The organism is Streptomyces sp. CNX435 (assembly GCF_059570575.1).
The window spans coordinates 60,843-75,846 of sequence record NZ_JCANTA010000023.1 but is presented as its reverse complement, the minus strand read 5'-3'; the positions used below and the strand labels follow the sequence as shown (position 1 = coordinate 75,846).

Genomic DNA, 15,004 nt, shown 5'->3' with positions numbered 1-15,004 from the left:
TTCAGGGAGTTCGGCCCTCAAAGACTCCTGCACCAGCGCTGCCACTGTTACAGGTGCACGAGATCGTTTGTCCGATCAGTGGCTTTTTTCACACGGTCAGTCCGCTACGCCCAGCTTCTCCATGATCAGCTCCCGGGCCCGGGCGGCGTCCGCCTGGCCGCGGGTGGCCTTCATGACCGCGCCGACCAGCGCCCCGGCCGCGGCCACCTTGCCGCCCCGGACCTTGTCCGCGACGGCCGGGTTGGCGGCGATGGCCTCGTCGACCGCGGCGCCGAGCGCGCCCTCGTCCTTGACGATGGCCAGGCCCCGCTTGTCGACCACCTCGTCGGGAGCACCCTCGCCGTCGAGGACGCCGGTGATGACCTGGCGGGCCAGCTTGTCGTTGAGCTTGCCCTCCCCGACCAGCGCCGCCACCCGGGCGACCTGCTCGGGCGTGATGGCGAGCGCGGCCAGCTCCACGCCGTCCTCGTTGGCCCGGCGCGCCAGCTCGCCCATCCACCACTTGCGCGCCGCCGCGGCGTCCGCGCCCGCGTCGATGGTGGCCACGATCGGGCCGATGGCACCGGCGTTGAGGATGGACTGCATGTCGTGCGCCGAGACGCCCCACTCCTCGCGCAGCCGGTTGCGGCGCAGCCGCGGCAGCTCTGGCAGCCCGGCGCGCAGCTTCTCCACCCACTGGCGGGCGGGCGCGACGGGCACGAGGTCGGGCTCGGGGAAGTAGCGGTAGTCCTCCGCCTCCTCCTTCGTCCGGCCCGAGGTGGTGGTGCCGGTGTCCTCGTGGAAGTGCCGGGTCTCCTGCACGATCTTGCCGCCGCCGTCGAGGACCCCGGCGTGCCGGACGACCTCGGAGCGCACCGCGCGCTCGACGCTGCGCAGCGAGTTGACGTTCTTCGTCTCGCTGCGGGTGCCGAAGACGGTGGCGCCGGCCGGCATCAGCGACAGGTTCACGTCGCAGCGCATCTGCCCCTGCTCCATCCGGGCCTCGGAGACGCCGAGGGCCTTGATCAGCTCACGCAGCTCCGCCACGTACGCCTTCGCGACGTCGGGTGCCTTGGCGCCGGCGCCGGTGATCGGCTTGGTGACGATCTCGATCAGCGGGATGCCGGCCCGGTTGTAGTCCAGCAGCGAGTGCGAGGCGCCGTGGATCCGGCCGGTGGCGCCGCCCACGTGCGTGGACTTGCCGGTGTCCTCCTCCATGTGGGCGCGCTCGATCTCGACCCGGAAGACCTCGCCCTCGACGTCGACGTCGAGGTAGCCGTCGTACGCGATGGGCTCGTCGTACTGCGAGGTCTGGAAGTTCTTCGGCATGTCCGGATAGAAGTAGTTCTTCCGGGCGAAGCGGCACCACTCGGCGATCTCGCAGTTCAGCGCCAGACCGATCTTGACCGCGGACTCCACGCCCGTCTCGTTGACCACCGGCAGCGCGCCGGGCAGGCCGAGGCAGACAGGGCAGGTCTGGGTGTTGGGCCCGGCGCCCAGCGTGGTGGCGCAGCCGCAGAACATCTTGGTCGCGGTGCCGAGTTCGACGTGGACCTCCAGGCCCAGCACCGGCTCGTACGTCGCGAGGGCGTCCTCGTACGTGACAGTCACAGCTCTCTTCCAGCCTCTCGACCCCGGCTCGGCCGCTCAGCCGGCGAGGATGTCGTCGTCGTTCTTCCGGCGCAGCTCACGCAGCAGCAGGGCGACACCGGTGGCCATGGCGGCGGCGGACACCGCGGCGTCGAGCTGGCGCAGCCGGTCCTCGTCGTGGCGGGCCTGCTTCAGCTGCTTGGCGATGCCGACCGCGCCGAAGAGCGTGGACGCGAGGGAGAGGTACAGACCGGTCTTGGACTTCTTGAAGTCCTTGGCCTTGGCGAACTTGCTCATAGGGCGGGTGCCTCCTCCAGCAGCGGGTGGCCCCACCGGGCGGTGAACGCGGCCTCCACCGCGGCACCGACCTTGTAGAGCCGGTCGTCGGCCATGGCGGGGGCGATGATCTGCAGCCCCACCGGGAGCCCGTCCTCCGGCGCGAGGCCGCAGGGCAGCGACATGGCGGCGTTGCCCGCCAGGTTGGACGGGATGGTGCACAGGTCGGCGAGGTACATCGCCATCGGGTCGTCGACCCGCTCGCCGATCGGGAACGCGGTCGTCGGGGTGGTCGGCGAGACGAGCACGTCGACCTGCTCGTAGGCGCGCTCGAAGTCGCGGGTGATGAGCGTACGGACCTTCTGCGCCGAGCCGTAGTACGCGTCGTAGTAGCCGGAGCTGAGCGCGTACGTGCCGAGCATGATGCGGCGCTTGACCTCCGGGCCGAAGCCCGCCGCGCGGGTCAGCGAGGTGACCTCCTCGGCGGAGTGCGTGCCGTCGTCGCCGGTGCGCAGGCCGTAGCGCAGGCCGTCGTAGCGGGCGAGGTTCGAGGAGCACTCCGACGGCGCGATCAGGTAGTACGCGGCCAGCGCCTTGTCGAACGCGGGGCAGGACACCTCCACGACCTCGGCACCCAGCTCGCGCAGCAGCTCGACTGCCTCGTCGAAGCGCTGGATGACGCCCGCCTGGTAGCCCTCGCCGCGGAACTCCTTGACCACGCCGACCCGCATCCCGGCCACCGAGCCGTTGCGGGCCGCCTCGACGACGGCCGGGACGGGGGCGTCGATCGAGGTGGAGTCCATCGGGTCGTGCCCGGCGAGCACCTCGTGCAGCAGCGCCGCGTCCAGCACGGTACGGGCGCACGGGCCGCCCTGGTCGAGGCTGGAGGAGAACGCGATCATCCCGTACCGGGAGACGCCGCCGTAGGTCGGCTTGACGCCGACGGTGCCGGTGACGGCCGCCGGCTGGCGGATGGAGCCGCCGGTGTCGGTGCCGATGGCCAGCGCCGCCATGTGGGCGGTGATGGCGGCGGAGGAGCCGCCGCCGGAGCCGCCGGGGATGCGGGTGAGGTCCCAGGGGTTGCCGGTGGGGCCGTAGGCGCTGTTCTCGGTGGAGGAGCCCATCGCGAACTCGTCCATGTTGGTCTTGCCGAGGATGACGACGTCGGCTTCCTTCAGCCGCCGGGTCACGGTCGCGTCGTACGGCGGGATCCAGCCTTCGAGCGTCTTCGACCCGGCGGTCGTGGGCACGCCCTCGGTGGTGAAGATGTCCTTCAGCGCCAGCGGCACGCCGGCCAGCGGGCCGAGCCGCTCGCCGCGCTCCCGCTTGGCGTCCACGGCCCGCGCGCGGGCGAGCGCGCCCTCGCGGTCGACGTGCAGGAAGGCGTGCACCTTCTCGTCCACGGCGTCGATACGGGCGAGGTGCGCCTCGGCGACCTCGACGGCGGTGAGTTCGCCGGCGGCGATCTTCGCGGCGGTCTCCGCCGCGGTCTGCCTGATGATTCCCGAGCTGTCCGCCACGGTCACTCCTCCCCCAGGATCTGCGGCACCTTGAAACGCTGCTGCTCCTGCGCGGGCGCGCCGGAGAGCGCCTGCCGCGCGGTCAGGCCCGGCCGGACGGCGTCCGGGCGCATGACGTTCGTCAGGGGCAGCGGGTGGGAGGTCGGCGGTACGTCCTCGCCGGCCACGTCGGAGACGCGGGCGACCGCGCCGATGATGGCGTCGAGCTGGCCGGCGAAGTGATCCAGCTCCTCACCGCTCAACTCCAGGCGCGCCAGCCGGGCGAGGTGGGCGACCTCCTCGCGCGTGATGCCAGGCATGCGGGTCATCCTCACAGGGTGGTGTGACGGTTTCGGGGCAATCCTATGGGGCGCGGGGCGGTGCGCCCGACCGGGTTTCCCGGCGGGGTTTCCCGGCGGGGGCGCATCCGGCCGCCCGCCGGTCACTTCGCCGGCTTCACCGGCTCCTCCGCCGCGTCCGGCTCCGGCTCCGCGCCGGCCGCCGCCCCGCCCGCCGCCTTCTCGTCCGCCGCCGCCCCGGGCGCCGGGCCGGCCGCGGCCGGCAGTGCCCGGTCCCCGGCGGGGCCCGGCCCGCGGGCGCGCAGCCACGCCGTGGTCTCCTGCGGCGGCATGGCGGCGGCGACGAGCCAGCCCTGCACGGCGTCGCAGCCGAGGTCGCGCAGGTGCTCCCAGGTCTCGTCGTCCTCGACGCCCTCGGCGACGACCCGCAGGCCCAGGGAGTGCGCGAGGTCGACGGTGCAGCGGACGATCTCCAGGTCCTCCGGGTCGACGGCGAGCCGGGCCACGAACGAGCGGTCGATCTTCAACTCGCTCACCGGCAGCCGGCGCAGATGGACCAGCGACGAGTAGCCGGTGCCGAAGTCGTCGAGCGACATCTTCACGCCGTGCCCGGTGAGCCCGGCGAGGGTGTCGGCCGCCCGCTGCGGGTCCTCCAGCAGCACGTGCTCCGTTATCTCCAGCTGCAGCGCCCCCGGCGGTACGCCGTGCCGGGCGAGGCGCGCGGCGACGGCGCCGGCGAACCCGGGCGTGTGCACGTCGCGCGGCGAGACGTTGACGGCGACGGGGACCTGGAGGCCGGCGGCGCGCCAGTCGGCGACCTGCGCGAGCGCGGTCTCCAGCACGTACTCGGTGAGCACCGGCATCAGACCCGAGGTCTCGGCGATGGCGATGAACTCCTCGGGGCTGACGTGCCCGCGCTCCGGGTGCACCCAGCGGACCAGCGCCTCCAGGCCGACGACGCGGCCGTCGAAGCCGACCTTCGGCTGGTAGTGCAGGGCCACCTCGCGGGCCTGCAGCGCCCGCCGCAGATCGCCCAGCAGGCCGAGCCGGTCGGGGGTGTTGCCGTCGCGGCGGGCCTCGTAGACCTCGACGCCGCTGCGGTCTCGCTTGGCCTGGTACATCGCCACGTCGGCGCGTTGCAGCAGGCCCTCGGTCTCCGTGGCGTGCTCGGGGTAGACGGCGACGCCGGCGCTGGCCTCCAGCACCAGGCTCAGTCCGTCGAGGTCGAGCGGGGAGCCGAGGGCGGCGGCGAGCGTACGGGCCACCCGCTGGGCGCTGGTGGCGGAGTCGGTCAGCGGGATGAGCACGGCGAACTCGTCGCCGCCGAGCCGGGCGGCCTCCGCGCCGCGCGGCAGCGCGAGCCGCAGCCGGCCGGCGAGTTGGAGCAGCAGCCGGTCGCCGGCGCGGTGGCCGAGGGTGTCGTTGACGGCGCGGAAGCGGTCGAGGTCGATAAGGATGAGGGCGGCGCGGCGGCCGGTGCCCTCGGCCTCGCCGAGGGCGTGCCGGGTGCGTTCCAGCAGCCACTGGCGGTTCGGCAGCCCGGTCAGCGGGTCGCGCAGCTGCTCCTCGGCGCGGGCGCGGGCCATCCACAGGCTGGAGTCGAGCGCGATGAGCGGCACGGCGAACAGCGGCAGCAGCACGGGGGTGTTGACGGCCACGACGATGATGAGCGGCGCGATGCCGAGCAGCGCGGCGCCGCCCAGCCCCTGGCGGGTCAGCGCGGCGCGGGCGAGCAGGCCGGGGCCGTCGCGGTGGCCGGGGGTCGCGTACCAGGTGAGCACGCGGGTCACCAGGACGTACGCCAGCGCGGCGGCGATCAGCTCGGGCAGCGCGTACAGGTCCCAGGCGTCGGGCTCCCAGGGCCGCTCGACCGTGGGGCTCTCGCCGCAGGTCCACAGCACGACGGCGGCCGACAGGATGCCGAGGACCTCGACGGCGCCGTGCAGCGGCGCGTGGCGGCGGTGCGGGCCGCGGACGACGGCGACGGCGAGGATGACCAGCAGGCTGAGGATCACGGCCGGGATCCAGCCGTAGAGCAGCAGCACGGCGAGGGTGAGGGCGGCGGCCGAACCGTTCCCGCCCGACCAGCGGTCGCGGCCGGGGGCGACCAGATGGGCGATGAGGAGGGCCGTCAGGACGACCAGGCCCCAGCCCTCGGTGCCGCGCGGGAAGAGCGCGTCGCCCTCCCGCAGCCCGTACAGCACGCCGACGGCGAACACCAGGGCGCCGGCGGCCTGCACCAGCCACGGCAGGGCGGGCAGCACCAACCGGCGCAGCACCGGCGCCGGTTCCGTGCTCTCCGTCGGTCGCATCCCGTACCTCTCACCGCCTGGGGCGCGCGTCGGCGCGCCCATCCACAGTAGGCCGCGAACGGCTGTCAGGGGCGGCGATCGGCTGCGGTCGCCCGATTGCCCCCGACTCGCCGGGTTTCGGCCGGGGACCGTACGGGCGGGGCCGCGGCGGCTACTCGGGCGGCGGCGCGGCGGCCTCGCGGGCGGCGTCGGGACCCTGCTCCAGGAGGACGGCGAAGCCCGCGTCGTCGAGGACCGGGACCTTCAGCTGCACGGCTTTGTCGTACTTCGACCCGGGGTTGTCGCCGGAGACGACGAAGCCGGTCTTCTTCGAGACCGAACCCGTCACCTTCGCCCCGCGGGCCTGCAGTGCCTCCTTCGCGCCGTCTCGGGTGTGCGACTGAAGTGTTCCCGTGACGACGACCGTCAGACCCTCCAGCGGACGCGAACCCTCCGACTCATCCGGCTCCTCCTCCATCCGCACACCCGCCGCGCGCCAGCGCTCGACGATCTCGCGGTGCCAGTCCTCGTCGAACCACTGCGTCAGCGAGGCGGCGATGGTGGGCCCGACGCCCTCGGCCGCGGCCAGCTCCTCCTCGCTCGCCGCCATGATGCGGTCGACCGAGCGGAACTCGCGGGCCAGCGCCTCCGCGGCGACCGGCCCCACGTGCCGGATGGACAGCCCGGCGATGACCCGGGCCAGCGGCCGGTCCTTGGCGGCCCGGATGTGACCGAGCATCAGCTCGGTGTTCTTCTTCGGGTTCCCCTCCTTGTTGGCGAAGAAGGTGACGACCTTCGCCTCGCCGGTCTCCGGGTCGCGCTTGGGCAGGCCGGTGTCCTGGTCCAGGACGTACGACTTGATGGGCAGCAGGTCCTCGACCCGCAGGTCGAACAGGCCGCCCTCGTCCTTCAGCGGCGGCTCCGCCGGCTCCAGCGGCTGGGTGAGCGCGGTGGCCGCGACGTACCCGAAGTTCTCGATGTCCAGGCAGCGGCGGCCGGCGAGGTAGAACAGCCGCTCGCGCAGCTGGGCCGGGCAGGACCGGGCGTTGGGGCAGCGCAGGTCGACGTCGCCCTCCTTCATGGGCTTGAGCGCCGTGCCGCACTCGGGGCACTCCGCGGGCATCACGAACTCCCGCTCGCTGCCGTCCCTGAGGTCCGTCAGCGGGCCGAGGATCTCCGGGATGACGTCGCCCGCCTTGCGCAGCGCGACCGTGTCGCCGATGAGGACGCCCTTGGCCTTGACCACGTCCTGGTTGTGCAGCGTGGCGAACTCGACCTCGGAGCCGGCCACCGTCACCGGCTCGACCACGGCGTACGGCGTGACCCGCCCGGTGCGCCCGACGCCGACCCGGACGTCGACCAGCTTGGTGTTGACCTCCTCCGGGGGGAACTTCCACGCGATGGCCCAGCGCGGCGCGCGGGACGTGGACCCCAGCCGGCCCTGCAGGGCGATCTCGTCCAGCTTGACGACGACGCCGTCGAAGTCGTACGCCACGTCGTGCCGACGGTCGCCGTAGCGCCCGACGTAGGCCCGTACGCCGTCGATGCCGTCGACCACCTTCGTGTACGGAGACGTGGGCAGGCCCCACTCCTTCAGCAGGTCGTACGCCTCGGAGAGGCGGCCGAAGCGGACGCCTTCGATCTCGCCGATGCCGTGGACCACCATGTGCAGCGGGCGGGAGGCGCTGACCTGGGGGTTCTTCTGGCGCAGCGAACCCGCCGCGGAGTTGCGCGGGTTGGCGAAGGGCGGCTTGCCCTCGGCCACCAGGTCGGCGTTGAGCTGCTGGAACTCCGTCAGGGTGAAGTACACCTCGCCGCGGATCTCGACGAGGTCGGGGACGTTCTCCCCGCGGAGGCGGTGGGGGATCTCGCCGATGGTGCGGATGTTCGGCGTGATGTCCTCGCCGGAGCGGCCGTCGCCGCGGGTGGCGCCGCGGACCAGCCGCCCGTTCTCGTACGTCAGGTTGACCGCGAGGCCGTCGACCTTCAGCTCGCACAGCAGGTGGTACGGCTGGGGGTCCAGCTCCCTGGCCATCCGGTCGGCCCAGGCGTCCAGTTCCCCGTCGGTGAACGCGTTGTCCAAAGAGAGCATCCGGCCGCGGTGCTGGACGGAGGTGAACTCCGTCTCGTACGCCCCGGCGACCTTCTGGGTCGGCGAGTCCGGCGTGACCAGCTCGGGGTGCTTCTCCTCCAGCGCCTCCAGCTCCCGCAGCAGCGTGTCGAAGTCGGCGTCGCTGACGACGGGCGTCGTCACGTAATACCTGAAGCGGTGCTCCTCGATCTGCTCGGCCAGCTGCCGATGCCGCTCACGCGCTGCGCTGTCCGTACTCACACCGGCCTCCCGTGGTCACTCCGGGTCCCGGGCGAGGGACCCCGCGGCGCGGACGCAGTGGGCGAGGGCCCGGCGGGCGTACTCCGGGTCGGCGCCCGCGAGGCCGCACGCCGGAGTGATCACCACACCGCCGGCGAGCGCCTGCGGCGACAGCCCCAGCCTGCGCCACAACGTCCTGACACCCTCGACGCTACCCGCCGGGTCTGACATCCGACCCGCGTCGGCGGGCGTGCCCGCCGACGCGTTCGCGGTCGCCGGCACGACGCCCGCGAAGAGCCCGAGCCCGGCCTCCACCACCTCGCCCACCGTCTCGTCCTGGCGTTCGGTCAGCAGCGCCGCGTCGTACGAGACGGCGGCGGCCCCGGCGCGGTGCAGCAGCGCGAAGGGCACGTCCGGGGCGCAGGAGTGGACGACGACCGGGGTGCCGGCCGGGCCGGTGGCGCCGGCGGCGTCGATCACGTCGCGCAGCGTGCCCTCGACCACGGCGCGGTCCACGGCCCGGTAGGTGCGGTAGCCGCTGGCGGTGGCGACCCGGCCGGTGAGCACGGCGGTGACCGACGGCTCGTCGAGCTGCAGCACCACCTCGGCGCCGGGCACCCGGCGGCGTACCTCCGCCAGGTGCGCGCGCAGCCCCTCGGCGAGCGAGGCGGCCAGGTCGCGGCAGGCGCCGGGGTCCCGCAGCGCCGCCTCGCCGCCCTTCAGCTCCAGCGCGGCGGCCAGCGTCCACGGCCCGGTGGCCTGGACCTTCAGCGGGCCGGCATAGCCCTGGGTGAACTCCTCCAGCGCGTCCAGGTCCTCGCCCAGCCAGGAGCGCGCCCTGCGGGTGTCGAGCCCCGGCCGGTCGGCGACGCGCCAGCCGCTGGGCTGCAGATGGACGTAGACGTCGACGAGCATCCCGGCGCTGCGGCCGACCATGTCGGCGCCGGGCCCGCGCGCCGGCAGCTCGGGCAGGAACGGGAAGTCGCCGACCTCACCGGTCACGGTGCGCGCGGTCTCCCGCGCGTCACCGCCGGGCATGGACCCCACGCCGGTGGCGGCACCGGCACCCCACGGGCGCGTCGCTTTGTCTGTCACGAGGGTGAGGGTATGCCGACCGCCCGGCTCTCCTACGGACCGGGGCGTACGGTGACGTCGGTGAGATGGGCGTCGCGCGGCAGGTCCAGGGCCGTCAGCAGGGTCGTCGCCACCGACTCGGGGTCGATCCAGCGCCCCGGGTCGTACTCCCGGCCCTCCTGGCGGTGCACCTTGGCCTGCATCGGCGTGGCCGTGCGGCCGGGGTAGACGGTGGTGACCCGGACGCCGCTGCCGGCCTCCTCCGCGCGCAGCGCGTCGGCCAGCGCCTTCAGCCCGTGCTTGCTCGCGCCGTACGCCCCCCACCCGGCCGCCGCGCCGAGCCCGGCGCTGGAGTTGACGAACACGACGTGCCCGCGCGCCGTACGCAGCCGCGGCAGCAGCAGCCGGGTCAGCTCGGCGGGCCCGGTCAGGTTGACCGCGAGCGTCTCGTCCCAGACCTTCGGGGTGGTCTCCGCGACCGGGCCCAGCTCCACCACGCCCGCGACGTGCACCAGCGAGTCGAGCCGGGCCGGCAGCTCCTGCTCCGCCAGCGCGTCGGCCAGCCGCCCCGGCGCGCCGAGGTCCGCCACGAGGGTGCGCGCCCCCGGGAAGCGCTCGGCGAGCTCCGCGGCGCGCGCCTCGCCGCGGACGAGGAACCAGAGCCCGGCGGCGGGCCCGCGCGCGGCCAGCCGCCGCGCCAGCGCCGCGCCGATGCCGGAGCCGGCGCCCGTGATCAGGTGGGTGGGGGAAGGGGTCGTGTCGCTCATACGGCCATCCTGTCACCGCGCCGCCGCGCCGCCGCGGCCTTAAGCGGCCTCCAGGTACGTCATGGCGGCCACCGGGTCGTCGGCGAAGAACATCAGCTCCGTCAGCGGCAGCGGCAGGAAGCCCTCCGCCTCCATCCGTCGGAACTGCTCGTGCAACCCGTCGTAGTACCCGGCGGTGTTGAGCAGGACCACCGGCTTCGTGTGCAGCCCGTGCTTCTTCAGCTCCAGGATCTCCGTGGCCTCGTCCAGCGTGCCGGTGCCGCCGACCATGATCACGACGGCGTCGGAGCGGCCGAGCAGCTCCGCCTTCCGCTCCGCCAGGTCCCGGGCGACGATCATCTCGTCGGCGCCCTCGCGCGCCTTGTCGGCCAGGAAGGTCACCGAGACCCCGACGAGCCGCCCGCCGTGCTCCTGCACCCCGTCGGCGACCACCTTCATCAGCCCCACGTCCGACCCGCCCCACACCAGCGTGTGCCCCCGCTTGCCGAGCAGCTCGGCGAAGTGGCGGGCGGGCGCCGTGTAGCGCTCGTCGAGGTCGGCGGCGGAGAGGAAGACGCAGATATTCATACGCGACACCGTACGCGCGGGGTCCGACACCGGCGGACCGATGAGTCCCGGCCGCGCCGTCGGTCGTTATATCCGGCAACCGCTCCCACTCACTAGGAGAATCCATGACGCACCTCACCGCCCACTCCGCCGACGGCACCCCGCTCGCGTACGAGACGCTGGGCGGCGGCCCGCCCGTGGTGCTGGTCCAGGGCGCCCTGTGCACCCGCGGCGTCGACGCCCCGCTGGCGGAACTGCTCGCCCGGCACGGCACCGCGGTGCTGTACGACCGCCGCGGCCGGGGTGGCAGCGGCGACGCCACGTCGGGCCGGATCCCGCCGACGGGGGTCGCGGAGCGGGAGGTCGAGGACCTGGCCGCGGTGATCGACGCGGTCGGCGGACGTGCCTCGGTCTACGGCATGTCCTCCGGCGCGGCGCTGGCGCTGCGCGCGGCGGCGGCCGGGCTGCCGATCACCCGCCTCGCGGTCTACGAGCCGCCGTTCCGGGCCGACGACAGCGATGACGAGGAGTACGACGCGGGCGTCGCCCGGCTGCACGAACTGCTCGCCGCCGGCGACCGGGACGGCGCGGTGGCCCACTTCATCAGCGGTGTGGGCGCGCCGCCGGAGACGATCCGGGAGATGAAGGCCACGCCCATGTGGGCCGGCTTCACGGCGCTGGCGCCCACCCTCGCGTACGACTACGACGTCCTCGGCGACGGCCGGGTGCCGGCCGGGCTGCTGGCGGAGGTGTCCGTGCCGGTGCTCGCGCTGGCCGGCGGGGCGAGCTGGGAGTGGATCCAGTACGCGGCGCGCCGGGTGGCGGACACCGTGCGCGACGGCCGGTTCGCGCTGCTGCCGGAGCAGACGCACGAGGTGGCGCCGGAGGCGGTGGCTCCCTCGCTCACGGAGTTCCTGACGGCGTAGCCCGGTTCGGCACCGGCCGTACGGGCCGTACGCGGCCGTACGGGCCGTACGCGGCGCCGCTACGCCACCGGCGCGCCCGCGCGGCGGGTGGTCGCGATCGTCGCGGACCCGACCACGCGCGTGCCGTCGTACAGCACCACCGCCTGCCCCGGCGCGACCCCCCGCACCGGCTCCGCAAAGCTCACCCGCAGCTCCCCGCCGACGGCCTCGGCGGTCACCGGCGTCTCGCCGCCGTGCGCGCGCAGCTGCGCGGTGTACGCCCCGGGGCCGGCGGGCGGCGTGCCGCACCAGCGCGGGGAGACCGCCGTCAGCGCCTCGACGTCCAGGGACGAGGCCGGGCCGACGGTGACGGTGTTGTCGACGGGTGAGATGTCGAGCACGTAGCGCGGGCGGCCGTCGGGGGCGGGGTGGCCGAGCGACAGGCCCTTGCGCTGGCCGACGGTGAAGGCGTACGCACCGGAGTGGGTGCCGACCCGGGCGCCGGTCTCGTCGACGACGTCGCCCTCGGCGGCGCCGAGGCGGCGGGCGAGGAAGCCCTGGGTGTCGCCGTCGGCGATGAAGCAGATGTCGTGGCTGTCGGGCTTCTCGGCCACGAACAGCCCGCGCTCCGCCGCCTCCGCGCGGATCTCGGCCTTCGTGGTCTCGGTGTCGCCGAGCGGGAACATCGCGTGCGCGAGCTGCCGCTCGTCCAGCACGCCGAGGACGTACGACTGGTCCTTGGCCGCGTCCGCCGCGCGGTGCAGCTCGCGCCCGCCGTCGGCGCGGGTGACGACCTTGGCGTAGTGGCCGGTGCACACCGCGTCGAAGCCCAGGGCCAGCGCCTTGTCCAGCAGCGCCGCGAACTTGATCTTCTCGTTGCAGCGCAGGCAGGGGTTGGGCGTACGGCCCGCGGCGTACTCGCTGACGAAGTCCTCCACGACGTCCTCGCGGAACCGCTCGGCGAGGTCCCAGACGTAGAACGGGATGCCGATGACGTCGGCGGCGCGGCGGGCGTCGTGCGAGTCCTCGATGGTGCAGCAGCCGCGGGCGCCGGTGCGGAAGGACTGCGGGTTGGCGGAGAGCGCGAGGTGCACGCCGGTGACGTCGTGCCCCGCCGCCGCGGCGCGGGCGGCGGCGACGGCGGAGTCCACGCCGCCGGACATGGCGGCGAGGACCTTCAGACGGGCGGGGCGGGCCGGGTGTGTCGCTGGTGGTGTCATAGCCACTCCAGGGTAACGAGACCGCGGTGCGGAACCGTCCGGCGGCCGGAGGCGTTGGCCGATCGAGACCGAACGAGAAGGAAGAACCGCATGCCGACGATGGACGGCGACGGTCCGCAGCGCGCGCCCGACGGGTCCCGCCGGGCCGCCGGAGAGCGCGCGGAGGCCGGGGAGCGTACGCGGGACGGACAGGGCGCGCGGGACGCGCAGGAGGCGCGGGACGGGCAGCGGGCACAGGACGGGCGCCTCGCACCGGACGGGCTGCCCCGCCGCTCCAGCCGCCGCGCCGTGCTCGCCGCCCTCGGCGTGGGCGCCGTCGGCGCCGGCCTCGGCTGGGCCGGGTACGAGCAGCTGAAGCGCCTGTGGTGGCAGGTGCCGGGCATCGACAAACCGCGCAAGGCCGGCGAGCTGGACTACGCCGCCGCCGGCTGGGCCGGCGCCTCGGAGGCGAACTGGCGCCGGGCCGACCGCCCCGCGGACTACGACATCGACCGCGTCGTCATCCACGTCACCGAAGGCAGCCACGCCGTGGCGCTCAAGGTCTTCCGCGACCCCGGCCACGGCGCCGCCTCCCACTACGTCGTCCGCGCCGGGGACGGGCACGTGGCGCAGACGGTGCGCGAGCTGGACGTCGCGTTCCACGCGGGCAACCGGGAGTGGAACGAGCGCAGCGTCGGCATCGAGCACGAGGGCTTCGTGGACCGCCCGGAGACGCTCACCGACGTCATGTACCGCTCGTCGGCGAAGCTGACCGCGGACATCTGCCGGCGGTACGACATACCCGTGGACCGGGAGCACATCGTCGGCCACAACGAGGTACCGGAGGCCACCCACACCGACCCCGGGCCGCACTGGGACTGGCAGCGCTACATGCGGATGGTGCGCGAGGCGCACGCCGCCGCGGACCGCAAGGCGAGCGCACGCCCGGCGCGCGACTCCTGATCCCGCGCCTGGATCCCGCGCCTGATCCCCGCGCGACCGGAGCGGTCCGCTACGGACCGCACCGCCCCGCGCCGCCGCTCAGGTCAGCCCCGCCGCCCGCGCCCGCGCCACCGCCGGCCCGATCGCCGCCGCCAGCGCCGCCACGTCCGCCGCCGTCGACGTGTGCCCCAGCGAGAACCGCAGCGTGCCCCGCGCCAGCTCCGCGTCCGCCCCCGCGGCGAGCAGCACGTGGCTGGGCTGGGCGACGCCCGCGGTGCAGGCGGAGCCGGTGGAGCAGGCGATGCCCTGGGCGTCCAGGAGCAGCAGCAGGGAGTCGCCCTCGCAGCCGGGGAAGGAGAAGTGCGCGTTGGCGGGCAGCCGCCCGGCCGGGTCCGGGTCGCCGTTGAGCACCGCGTCGGGCACGGCCCCGCGCACCGCGGCCACCAGGTCGTCGCGGAGCGCGCCCACCCCGGCGGCGAACTCCGCGCGCCGCTCCGCGGCCAGCTCCCCCGCCACCGCGAACGCCGCGACCGCCGGCACGTCGAGCGTGCCGGAGCGCACCTCGCGCTCCTGCCCGCCGCCGTGCAGCAGCGGCTCGGGCGCGTACTGCCGGCCGAGGAGCAGGGCCCCGATGCCGTACGGGCCGCCGATCTTGTGCCCGGTCAGCGTCAGCGCGGCCAGCCCGCTGGCGCCGAAGTCGACCTCGGCCTGGCCCGCGGCCTGCACGGCGTCGGCGTGCATGGGCACGCCGTACTCCCGTGCCACGGCGGCGAGTTCCGCGACGGGCAGGACCGTGCCGATCTCGTTGTTGGCCCACATCGCCGTCACCAGCGCCACGTCCCCGGCGCCCCCGCCCGGGCCGCGCTCCAGCGCGGCGCGCAGCGCGTCGGGGTGCACCCGGCCGTGGCCGTCGACGGGGAGCCACTCGACGGTGGCGCCCTCGTGCTTCTGCAGCCAGTGCACGGCGTCGAGCACCGCGTGGTGCTCCACCGGGCTGGCGAGCACCCGGGTACGGGCCGGGTCCTCCGCGCGCCGGGCCCAGTACAGGCCCTTGACCGCCAGGTTGTCCGCCTCGGTGCCGCCGGAGGTGAAAACCACCTCGCTGGGCCGGGCGCCGAAAGCGGCGGCCAGCCGCTCCCGGGACTCCTCGACCGTACGCCGGGCCCGCCGGCCCGCGGCGTGCAGCGACGAGGCGTTGCCGGTGACGGTGAGCCGGTCGGTCATGGCCCGCACCGCCTCGGGGAGCATCGGGGTGGTGGCGGCGTGGTCGAGGTAGACAGCCTGGTCCATGATGGTCCCGATTCTACGGCGCCCGCCCGCCCCGCC

Annotated in this window: 13 protein-coding genes; 2 read left to right on the top strand and 11 right to left on the bottom strand. The window is 74.6% G+C overall.

Going from position 1 to position 15,004, the window contains the following annotated elements; all coding sequences use genetic code 11:
* Window positions 1-96: 96 nt before the first annotated feature.
* The 9 genes from gatB to T328_RS29165 form a co-directional block, all read right to left on the bottom strand.
* Entirely contained in the window at window positions 97-1,590 is a 1,494-nt protein-coding gene (gene gatB / locus T328_RS29205; RefSeq protein ID WP_496499208.1) for an Asp-tRNA(Asn)/Glu-tRNA(Gln) amidotransferase subunit GatB, read from the bottom strand.
* 36 nt (window positions 1,591-1,626) lie between these two features.
* Window positions 1,627-1,866 (bottom strand): hypothetical protein, encoded by a 240-nt coding sequence (locus T328_RS29200; protein WP_496499207.1) that lies wholly within the window; start codon window positions 1,864-1,866, stop codon window positions 1,627-1,629.
* Window positions 1,863-3,371 carry an Asp-tRNA(Asn)/Glu-tRNA(Gln) amidotransferase subunit GatA gene (gene gatA / locus T328_RS29195; RefSeq protein ID WP_496499206.1) on the bottom strand — a complete coding sequence of 503 codons (1,509 nt, stop codon included), beginning with the start codon at window positions 3,369-3,371 and terminating at the stop codon, window positions 1,863-1,865. Before gatA ends, T328_RS29200 begins: the two co-directional genes overlap by 4 nt.
* Window positions 3,368-3,664 (bottom strand): Asp-tRNA(Asn)/Glu-tRNA(Gln) amidotransferase subunit GatC, encoded by a 297-nt coding sequence (gene gatC, locus T328_RS29190; protein ID WP_496499246.1) that lies wholly within the window; start codon window positions 3,662-3,664, stop codon window positions 3,368-3,370. Before gatC ends, gatA begins: the two co-directional genes overlap by 4 nt.
* Window positions 3,665-3,786: 122 nt before the next feature.
* Window positions 3,787-5,955 carry a putative bifunctional diguanylate cyclase/phosphodiesterase gene (locus T328_RS29185; RefSeq protein ID WP_496499205.1) on the bottom strand — a complete coding sequence of 723 codons (2,169 nt, stop codon included), beginning with the start codon at window positions 5,953-5,955 and terminating at the stop codon, window positions 3,787-3,789.
* A gap of 151 nt (window positions 5,956-6,106) precedes the next feature.
* Window positions 6,107-8,266 carry an NAD-dependent DNA ligase LigA gene (gene ligA / locus T328_RS29180; protein WP_496499204.1) on the bottom strand — a complete coding sequence of 720 codons (2,160 nt, stop codon included), beginning with the start codon at window positions 8,264-8,266 and terminating at the stop codon, window positions 6,107-6,109.
* Window positions 8,267-8,281: 15 nt separating this feature from the next.
* Window positions 8,282-9,340: a methionine synthase gene (locus tag T328_RS29175; protein WP_496499203.1), complete on the bottom strand. Its 1,059-nt coding sequence runs from the start codon at window positions 9,338-9,340 to the stop codon at window positions 8,282-8,284.
* 32 nt (window positions 9,341-9,372) lie between these two features.
* Window positions 9,373-10,086: an SDR family oxidoreductase gene (locus tag T328_RS29170; RefSeq protein ID WP_496499202.1), complete on the bottom strand. Its 714-nt coding sequence runs from the start codon at window positions 10,084-10,086 to the stop codon at window positions 9,373-9,375.
* A gap of 39 nt (window positions 10,087-10,125) precedes the next feature.
* Window positions 10,126-10,653: an LOG family protein gene (locus tag T328_RS29165; protein ID WP_496499201.1), complete on the bottom strand. Its 528-nt coding sequence runs from the start codon at window positions 10,651-10,653 to the stop codon at window positions 10,126-10,128.
* Window positions 10,654-10,757: 104 nt separating this feature from the next.
* On the opposite strand from T328_RS29165, the gene T328_RS29160 reads away from it, so the two are divergent.
* Entirely contained in the window at window positions 10,758-11,558 is an 801-nt protein-coding gene (locus T328_RS29160) for an alpha/beta fold hydrolase (RefSeq protein ID WP_496499200.1), read from the top strand.
* A gap of 59 nt (window positions 11,559-11,617) precedes the next feature.
* Here T328_RS29160 and mnmA read toward each other — a convergent pair whose 3' ends face one another.
* Window positions 11,618-12,757 (bottom strand): tRNA 2-thiouridine(34) synthase MnmA, encoded by a 1,140-nt coding sequence (mnmA, locus tag T328_RS29155; RefSeq protein WP_496499199.1) that lies wholly within the window; start codon window positions 12,755-12,757, stop codon window positions 11,618-11,620.
* 90 nt (window positions 12,758-12,847) lie between these two features.
* Here mnmA and T328_RS29150 point away from each other — a divergent pair, with 90 nt between their 5' ends.
* Complete coding sequence (locus T328_RS29150; protein WP_496499198.1) at window positions 12,848-13,699, top strand: N-acetylmuramoyl-L-alanine amidase; 852 nt, start codon at window positions 12,848-12,850, stop codon at window positions 13,697-13,699.
* 78 nt (window positions 13,700-13,777) lie between these two features.
* On the opposite strand, the gene T328_RS29145 is transcribed toward T328_RS29150, so the two are convergent.
* Window positions 13,778-14,968 carry a cysteine desulfurase family protein gene (locus T328_RS29145; RefSeq protein WP_496499197.1) on the bottom strand — a complete coding sequence of 397 codons (1,191 nt, stop codon included), beginning with the start codon at window positions 14,966-14,968 and terminating at the stop codon, window positions 13,778-13,780.
* Between the last annotated feature and the right edge of the window lie 36 nt (window positions 14,969-15,004).